The 7,978-nt window shown below is 70.6% G+C and carries 9 protein-coding genes; 2 read left to right on the top strand and 7 right to left on the bottom strand.

The genetic code is table 11. The annotated features are described in order from the left end of the window. Nucleotides 1-253, bottom strand: a 253-nt coding sequence (locus VKV26_20735; GenBank protein HLZ72337.1) for an ATP-binding cassette domain-containing protein, incomplete at its 3' end; no start/stop codon positions are given. A gap of 198 nt (nucleotides 254-451) precedes the next feature. On the opposite strand from VKV26_20735, the gene VKV26_20730 reads away from it, so the two are divergent. Then, nucleotides 452-733 carry a 4a-hydroxytetrahydrobiopterin dehydratase gene (locus VKV26_20730; protein ID HLZ72336.1) on the top strand — a complete coding sequence of 94 codons (282 nt, stop codon included), beginning with the start codon at nucleotides 452-454 and terminating at the stop codon, nucleotides 731-733. A 44-nt stretch (nucleotides 734-777) separates the two neighbouring features. Here the strand turns inward: VKV26_20730 and VKV26_20725 are convergent, their stop codons facing one another. The 6 genes from VKV26_20725 to VKV26_20700 form a co-directional block, all read right to left on the bottom strand. Beyond that, on the bottom strand, nucleotides 778-2,013 hold the full coding sequence (locus VKV26_20725; protein ID HLZ72335.1) for an MFS transporter: 1,236 nt from the start codon (nucleotides 2,011-2,013) through the stop codon (nucleotides 778-780). A gap of 338 nt (nucleotides 2,014-2,351) precedes the next feature. After that, on the bottom strand, nucleotides 2,352-2,492 hold the full coding sequence (locus tag VKV26_20720; GenBank protein ID HLZ72334.1) for a hypothetical protein: 141 nt from the start codon (nucleotides 2,490-2,492) through the stop codon (nucleotides 2,352-2,354). 272 nt (nucleotides 2,493-2,764) lie between these two features. Further along, the gene (locus VKV26_20715) at nucleotides 2,765-3,205 is read right to left on the bottom strand and encodes an ester cyclase (protein HLZ72333.1); all 441 of its coding nucleotides are present in this window, start codon (nucleotides 3,203-3,205) and stop codon (nucleotides 2,765-2,767) included. Nucleotides 3,206-3,577: 372 nt separating this feature from the next. Next, the gene (locus tag VKV26_20710; protein ID HLZ72332.1) at nucleotides 3,578-4,063 is read right to left on the bottom strand and encodes a CinA family protein; all 486 of its coding nucleotides are present in this window, start codon (nucleotides 4,061-4,063) and stop codon (nucleotides 3,578-3,580) included. A 9-nt stretch (nucleotides 4,064-4,072) separates the two neighbouring features. Next, entirely contained in the window at nucleotides 4,073-4,891 is an 819-nt protein-coding gene (locus VKV26_20705) for an alpha/beta fold hydrolase (protein ID HLZ72331.1), read from the bottom strand. Between the two features lie 223 nt (nucleotides 4,892-5,114). Further along, a complete protein-coding gene (locus VKV26_20700; GenBank protein HLZ72330.1) occupies nucleotides 5,115-5,723 on the bottom strand; it encodes a CehA/McbA family metallohydrolase in 609 nt (202 codons plus the stop codon). Between VKV26_20700 and rhaD the strand changes: the two genes are divergently transcribed. Then, a complete protein-coding gene (gene rhaD / locus VKV26_20695) occupies nucleotides 5,611-7,944 on the top strand; it encodes a bifunctional rhamnulose-1-phosphate aldolase/short-chain dehydrogenase (protein ID HLZ72329.1) in 2,334 nt (777 codons plus the stop codon). The genes VKV26_20700 and rhaD overlap by 113 nt on opposite strands. The last annotated feature ends 34 nt before the right edge of the window (nucleotides 7,945-7,978 follow it).

Below are 7,978 nucleotides of genomic sequence, written 5' to 3'. Positions count from 1 at the left end.
CGGCCGGCGAGAGCCCCTCGATGTGATCGACGTCCGGCTTCTCCATCTGGCCGAGGAACTGCCGGGCGTAAGCACTCAGGGACTCGACGTACCGCCGCTGGCCCTCGGCGTAGATCGTGTCGAAGGCGAGCGTGCTCTTGCCCGAGCCCGAGAGGCCGGTGATGACGACCAGCTTGTCGCGCGGGATGGTGACGTCGATGTTCTTGAGGTTGTGCTCGCGGGCGCCTTTGACGATGATCGCGTCGAGGGGCACGAGGCGGCTCCTTAACTCTGCCGTTCCGGGCCGTGGCGACCGCGAGACCGGCGATAGGTCGGGGCGCCGTGGGCGGAGGACGCATACCGAGTCTTCGCTCAGTATACCCGCCATGCGAACGTGTGTGCGCATCAAGTCTAGCAGATTCTGTGACAGGATAACAACGATTCCGCCGAGACTTCGGCAAGGGGGCTCATGATGGCGCGGCTGAGCGAGCAGGACGTAACCAAGGCGCTGCAGGGCCTGGGCGGCTGGCAGCGGGCCGGCGACGAGATCCGCAAGACCTATCCGTTCGAGAACTTTGTGCGCGCCGTCGCCTTCGTCAACCGCGTGGCCGACGCGGCCGAGGCGGCGAACCACCACCCCGACATCGACATCCGCTACAACAAGGTGACGATCGCGCTGACCACGCATGACGAAGGCGGCATCAGCGACAAGGACGTGGCGCTGGCCCAGCGGCTGGAGAGCCTCGAGGCGTAGCCGCGCCCAGCGCCGGCTCTGCGAGCGGCAGACGTGCGGACTGCCTAAACCGCGTCGCGCACTGCAGCCGGATTCGGCGCCTGGCGCAGCGCGGGCGACAGGCCGACGACCGCAAGCAGCGCCGCCAGCCAGGCCGCCGCGATCAGCACGGTGCTCACGGCGCCGAGCCGTTGCAGCAGCACGCCGACCAGCAGCAGCCCAGGCGGGCGGGTGAGCGATGGCGCCAGCCGGCAGACGGCGAGCACGCGGCCCTCGATCTCGTCGGGGATCAGCCGGTGCCGCTCGCTGAAATACGGCACATCCTCGATTGGGTCGATCAGGCCGAAGGCGAAGGCGATCACGCCAAGCGCGAACGCGTTCGGCGCCACGGCGAGCAGCAGCCAGAGCAGCAGCCCGGCGCCGCGGCAGAGCAGCACAGCCTGTCCGACGCGCAGGCGTCGCTCACTCCAGATCCCCAGCAGCGCACCGAGGATCATTCCCGCGCCCTCCGCGGCGAAGATCAGGCCGATCGCCCCGGCGCCGGCGTGCTGACGTTGGGCGAGCACGATCACGATCAGCGGCATTGCCGGCGAGGCGAGCGCGCCACCAAGGTTGAGCATGGTCATACCGCGCAGCAGCGGCTGCCGCCACAGCCAGACGACGGCCTCCCGCACCTCGCGGTGCAGCGGTTCGTGCACCGCAGTGCGCTCGCCCTGAAGCCGCACGCGCATGGCGAGCAGCCCGGCCAGTGAGGCGGCGTACGAAGCAGCGTCGCAGAGAAACGGCAGCGCCCGGCCCGCGGCGAACAATAGTCCGCCCAGCGACGGCCCGACCAGCGCCACCGCGCCCTCCGTGACCTCGCTCTGCGCGACCGCGGCGGCCAACTGCTCGGCCGGCACGACGTGAGGCAGGCAGGCGGTCTCCGCCAGTCCGAAGACGACGCCGAGCGATCCCTCCACGAAGGCGACGAGGCAGACCAGCGCGAGCGTGAGCCGCCCGAGTGCGAACGCGAGCACAATCGCTGCAAGGCTCAGCGCGCGGCCGGCGTCACAAAAGAGCATGGTGCGCCGCCGGTCCCAGCGGTCAACCAGCGCGCCGCCGGGCAGCATGAACAGCAGCGCCGGCAGCGCCCGCAGCGCCGCGACCGCTCCTGCCGCGGCAGCCGAGTGTGTCAGCGCGAGCACCAGCAGCGGGAAGGCGAGATCGCTGACGCTCGTGCCGGTGGCCGAGACGGTCTGACCGGCCCAGAGCAGCAGATAGTCGCGATTGTGGAAGAGCCGCGGAATCCGAATCGCTCGCACGCGCCACCCCCGCGGGCATCACAAAACCGCGGACGGGAGCCGTCCGCGGTCATCGGAGGGTGGCGGAGCCGGCAGCGCCGGCCGTCAGCCCGCCGATGCGGACGGCAGGAGCGGGCGGAACAGCATCGTCGTCACCTCGGAACGCAGCGATCGTTCGCCAGCGTACGTGGCCACCGCGCGCGCGTCAACGGTTGACGGCGCGCCGCGGCGGGCATCGTGACGATTCGCCGTGTATCGGGAAGCGCGCCGAAGCCGCCCACCTCAGCTCAATGAGGTGGGCGGCTTCGGCGCGACGGCTGGCAAAGACCGGCTGCGCGATCGTGCGATCGGCCGCTGGCTTAGCCGCCGACGATGATAATGCCGCGCTCGGCGAGCGGGCTGTACACCCGTGGCGGCAGCGGCTGCGGGTTGAGCATGACCCATGCCCCGGGCGGCAGCGGCTGCGGATTGAGCATGACCCAGCTTGGATGAATCAGCATCGGGCGCGCCTCCTTGTCGTTAGCGTTGTCATCCGGGTGGCGTTCCCCCGCCATTCCGGTGACACCACCGTACGCGCCCCGGATGCATCGCCGCCGTGAAGTTGGTTCCCGGCGCGCGGTGAACCTGCTCACAGTGCCCGCGCGGCGAGTTCGAACGCTGGGCTGGAGCCGTCCACCACGCGCCCGCCGCGGATCACGCAATCGAACAGTGTCATCGGGCTTCCTTACCTATCTGGAGTGATCAGACACCGGCTGCGGCGGCTGAGCGCCGCTTAGGTCGTCGAGGGCGCGGCGGTAGGCGCGGACTTGGCGGCAAGCTGGGTCTGCAGGCTGTAGTAGTCGAGCCGCGCGTGATTCCCCACGATCTTGCCCATGGAAACGCGGAAGATGTCGGTCCAGCCGACTTCGATGCGGTTCCCCGTCGGCGCCATGCCCTGAAACTCGTTGCGGTGGGTGCCGCGAGACGTGCCGCGCACGGCGACCTTGTCGCCATCGGCCACCATCTCCTCAACCTGCTCTTCCAAGTCCGGGAAGGCGGCGATCGCGGCGGCGAGAAACCCCATGTAGCTCTCGCGATCCAGCGGGCGGGGCACGCCGGCGACGTGCGCGACGAACTCGGGCGCCAGCAGCGAGCCGATCGCGCCGAGGTCATGGGCGTTCACGCCCTCACTCAGGAAGTGATGAACCAGGGCCTTGTTCTCCTCGATCGACACGGCGGCGGCTCCTTTCGTCCCTGCCGCGGCGGCAGGGAGGCCGGTGGTCCGCGGCCCGACCCGGGGCAGCTTCAGCCCCGGCGCAGTATGGCGCGCGTGGCCCACTCAGCCGAATAAACGTGGAGTACCTGCGCCGTCGAGCGGCGGGATCTGGCAATGTTCTTGCGGAAAGGCGGTGCGAATGCGGTCAGCATACGAGAAGGAATAAGCCGACCGACGGTCGCGGCCTTCGCGCAGCGCCAATCGCGGGGAGCCGCGTGCGCTGGCAGTTGGCGAACTCAGCGCACGGCGGCTGCAGGACTCGCCCCCGGCGTGTTGGTCACGTTCGCCTGAAGCCGAGTCGTAGATGTGATGTGCTCGGTGTGCCGCACTTTACGCCTGCCCCTGCGTCGCATCCAGCCACTCGATCACGAAGCGCAGGGCGGTTTCGGCGACGCTGAGCATGTAGGCGCGGCGCGAGCCAGGGAAGAGGAAGCGTTCGATGCGGGTGCCCTCCGGCGTGGCGATGCCAATGTAGACCGTGCCCGCCGGCTTCTCCGCGCTGCCGCCCGTCGGCCCGGCGATGCCACTTTCGGCCACGGCGATCGTGGTGCCGAACGCCTTGCGGGCGCCCTCCGCCAGCTCGTGCACGCCCGGCTCCGAGACGCTGCCCACGCTTCTCGCTGTCTCCTCCGTCAGGCCAAGCAAAGAGCGCTTCGGCCCGTTGTGGTAGGCGGTGATGCCGCCGACAAAGACCTTGGAGCTGCCCGGCACGCTCACCAGCAGCGCGCCGATCAGACCGCCGGTGCAGGCCTCGGCCGTGGAAAGGGTCACGCCGCGCTCGGTGCAGCGCTGGATCACCTGCTCTTCGATCGCCATCGCCTCGCCTCAATCGCCCGCCGGCTGCGCCGCGCCCGTGACTTCAGCGACGAAACCCAGCACCTCGTTGACGAAGCGGTCGGGCTGGTCGCTGTGGATGTTGTGGCCGCAGTGCTCGATCATCACCAGCCGCGCGCCGGGGATCGCCCGCGACATGATCACGGAGCCGCCGGGCGGCGTCTGCTTGTCGTCCAGCCCTTGCAGGATCAGCACCGGCATGTGCAGGCCGCGCAGCTCGTCGGTGAAGTTGTAGCGCGCCACCGCCCGCGCCGCGGCGGCGTAGGCGTGCGGCTCGTTCAGCTGCACACGGCGCTCGTCCGCGGCCAGCGCCTCGGGGTGCGCGGCCTTGAACGCGTCCGTGTAGGCCGCCTGGCGTCGGGCGATCATCGGCGCGATGCCCTCGCGCTCGATCTCGTCGGCTTGGCCTTCCCAGAACTGCGCCGCGGCCTCCTTCACCTCGCTCGACGTGCTGGCGAAGATCGCCGCGCGGACCTTCTGCGGAAAGTCCAGCACCAGCCGCTGCGCGATCACGCCGCCCATCGAGTGGCCGAGCACGATCACGTCGCGCATGCCGGCTGCATCAAGCACGCCGGCCACGTCGGCGGCCCACTGCGCCGGCGAGTACGGTCCCGACGGCTTGGCCGAGTGCCCGAAGCCGCGTACGTCCAGCGCGAGCACGCGGCAATGCGCCGCCAGCCGCGGCAGGGCCTCGCCCCAGTCCATGGCGCTGCCGCCGATGCCGTGAATCAGCGCCAGCGGCGAGCCGGCGCCCTGGATCTCGTAGTAGATGCGTGTGCCGTTGACGTTCGCTTCCATTTCGGCCCTCATCCTCTCCTGTCTCCTTCCCCCAATTTGCAACATCGCGCGAAGCGCGATCTGGGATGAGGGAAGGAGACGATCCAGCCTGAAGCGTTCCGGTTCTCCTGCGGTTAGCCCGACGCCGTCCGAGTCGTGCTGCGCCCGATCGCCCCTCGCCCAGGATTGGGCGAGGGGTATGTGAAATGAGGTGAGGGCCGAGGGCCGAGCGCCGTGCACGTCCATCATCCCTCGATTATTTCCCGCTGAACCGGCGCAGATCGATCGCCCGGTGCCGGCCGCGGCGCAGTTCTTCGACAAGCCCCGACTCGCTCGTGACCGGGCGTTCGAGCTGCGTCGCCGCCGTGCCGACCTCGCGCGGGCTGTGGCAGTCGCTGCCGCCGGTCGGCGGCAGGACCAGCGACGCGCCGAGTCGCGTCGCCGCCGCGTTCTGCGCCGCGCTGTCGCTGCCGTTGATGCCTTCGACCGCATCGAACAACGTTGCGGCGGTGCGCTGATCGACCGCTGGCTGGCCGGGCCGCGCCGGATGCGCCAGCAGCATCAGCCCGCCGGCCTCGTCCACGTGCCGGCGCAGCGAGGCGGCGAGAAAGCAGTCGGGCGGCAGACTGTCCAGCCCGAAGACCAGAACATGACCCAGCTCGGTCGTGACCTCCATGCCGCGCAGCAGCAGCACGCCGTGCTCCTTGCTCAGCGCTTGCAGTTCTTCGAACGGGCGCAGCCGGTCGTGTTCGGTGAGGCAGACCGCGTCCAGATCGGCGGCTCGGGCCAGCCGTGCCAGCTCAACCGGCTGCAAGGAGCTGCAGGCCGAGAGCGGCCGCGTGTGGCAGTGCAGGTCGATCAGCACGGGCGTCTTTCGGGGCCGGCAAGGGCCGCCGCCATCTTCCCGCAGTGTGCCGCCCGCGGGCAACCGTGCCGCTGTACGGCTCTGCCCTCTCGCCGCCCTTCTCCTGTACGCTGTCTGCGGCAGCCGTGCCCGGACGCGTACGCATGAGCGAGGAGCGCGCACGATGCAAAACCGCTGGTCCGCCGCCGAGGCCGAGGGCAAGACGCCGTTTGAGCGGATGCTCTACGCCTCGAGGCTGGTCGGCGCCGACCCGGCGCTGGTGCTCTGGGGCGGCGGCAATACCTCGCTCAAGGTCGAAGAGGCCGACTTCCGCGGCCGCGTCGTGCCGGTGCTGCGCGTGAAGGGCAGCGGCTCCGACCTTAAAGCCATCGCAGGCAAGCACTTCCCCGGCGTGCGCATGGACGACGTGCTGCCGCTCTTCCACCGTGAGGGCATGTCCGACGAGGAGATGGTCGCCTACCTCGAACACACGCTGATGGAGCCGGCCTCGCCGCGCCCCTCGATCGAGACGCTGCTGCACGCCTTCATCCCGGACGCCTGCGTGATCCACAGCCACGCCGACGCGATCTGCGCCCTGACCAACAGCGCCCGCGGCGCCGAAGTCGTGGCCGAGGCGCTGGGCGACGACGTGGCGATCGTGCTCTACCGCCGCCCCGGCTTCCTGCTCTCGCGCGCGGTCGGCGAGGCGCGGGAGAAGCGACCCGACCTGCGCGGGGTGGTCTTGATGAACCACGGTCTCGTCACCTGGGCGGACGAGCCGCGTGAGGCCTACGAGATCCACATCGACCTGGTCGAGCGGGCCGAGGCCTACGCGCGCGAAAAGGCCGCCGGCCGCAGGAGCTTTGCGGCGGTGAAGTCGGCGCTGTCCGAGCGCGAGCGCGAGCGCGCGGCCGCCGCCTTCGCGCCGCGGCTGCGCGGCCTGCTGGGCGAAGAACGCCGCGCCGTGCTGCGCTACGACGCGGCCGAGGACGTGCTCGGCTTCGCGAGTTCGGAGGGGGCGGCGGCGCTGTCGCAGATCGGCCCGGCCACGCCCGATCATCTGCTCAACACGAAGCGATTGCCGCTGTTCGTCGCGGCGCCCGACCCAACGAACCTCGACGACCTCGCGAGCCGTGCGCGGAAGGCGCTGGCGGCCTACCGCGAGCAATACGCCGCCTACGTCGGTCGGCACAACAAGGATAACTACCCGCTGCTGGAGTCGAATCCGCGCGTGGTCCTCGTGCCCGGCCTCGGCATGTGGACGGCGGGCGCCGAGGCGCGGCGGGCGTCGATCGCGGGCGAGATCTACCACCACACGATCTCGGTGATGGCCGCGGCCGAGGCGGTCGGCGGCTACCGCTCGCTCAGCGAGCGCGACGCCTTCGAGGCGGAGTACTGGCCGCTGGAGCTGTACAAGCTCTCGCTGCTGCCGCCGGAGCAGGAGCTGGCGCGGCGCGTGGCGCTGGTGACGGGCGCGGGCGGCGGCATCGGCAAGGCGATCGCCGAGCGGCTGGCCGCGGCCGGCGCGCACGTCGTCGTCACGGACGTGGACCGCGCCGCCGCCGATGGTGTGGCGCAGGGCATCCGCGCGGCGCGCGGCGAGGGTCGGGCCGCCGCCGTCCCGCTCGACGTGACGGACGAGGCCTCCGTCGAGGCGGCGTTTGAGCGCACGGCCCTGCTCTACGGCGGCCTGGACATCCTCGTCTCCAACGCCGGCATCGCCCTGCCCGCTGCGGTTCACGAGCTGGCGCTGGCGGACTGGCAGCGCAGCTTCGCCGTCAATTCCACGGGCCACTTCCTGGTGGCGCGGGCGGCAGTGCGGCTGCTGCGGCGGCAGGGGCTGGGCGGCAGCATCGTCTTCGTGGCGACCAAGAACGTGCCGGCGCCGGGCAAGGATTTTGGCGCCTACAGCGCGGCCAAGGCCGCCGAGACGCAGCTCGCGCGCGTGCTGGCGATCGAGAACGGCGAGGCCGGCATTCGCGTGAACGTGCTGCACCCAGACGCCGTCTTCCGCGGCACCAACCTCTGGTCGCGTGAAGTGCGCGAGCAGCGCGCCCGCGCCCAGGGCATCGCCGTGGACGAGGTCGAGGAGTTTTACCGCAAGCGCAACCTGTTGCAGCTCTCGGTCACGCCCGGGGACGTGGCCGAGGCGGCGCTGTTCTTCGCCTCCGACCGCTCCTCGCGCACGACCGGCGCCACGCTGGCCGTGGACGGCGGCGTGCGCGAGGCGTTCCCGCGCTGAGGCGCTCCGTCTTCCTGCGTCTTCGTCTTCGTCG

Source organism: Dehalococcoidia bacterium (assembly GCA_035310145.1).
Taxonomy (GTDB): domain Bacteria; phylum Chloroflexota; class Dehalococcoidia; order CAUJGQ01; family CAUJGQ01; genus CALFMN01.
The sequence above is the reverse complement of the archived record's forward strand: the minus strand, read 5'-3'. Positions and strand labels throughout refer to the sequence as shown.

Excerpts from the sequence above, each read along its gene's own strand:
- VKV26_20710 (HLZ72332.1), bottom strand. The coding sequence starts at position 4,063 with ATGGCGATCGAAGAGCAGGTGATCCAGCGCTGCACCGAGCGCGGCGTG.
- VKV26_20705 (HLZ72331.1), bottom strand. The coding sequence starts at position 4,891 with ATGAGGGCCGAAATGGAAGCGAACGTCAACGGCACACGCATCTACTAC.
- VKV26_20720 (HLZ72334.1), bottom strand. The coding sequence starts at position 2,492 with ATGCTGATTCATCCAAGCTGGGTCATGCTCAATCCGCAGCCGCTGCCG.
- VKV26_20730 (HLZ72336.1), top strand. The coding sequence starts at position 452 with ATGGCGCGGCTGAGCGAGCAGGACGTAACCAAGGCGCTGCAGGGCCTG.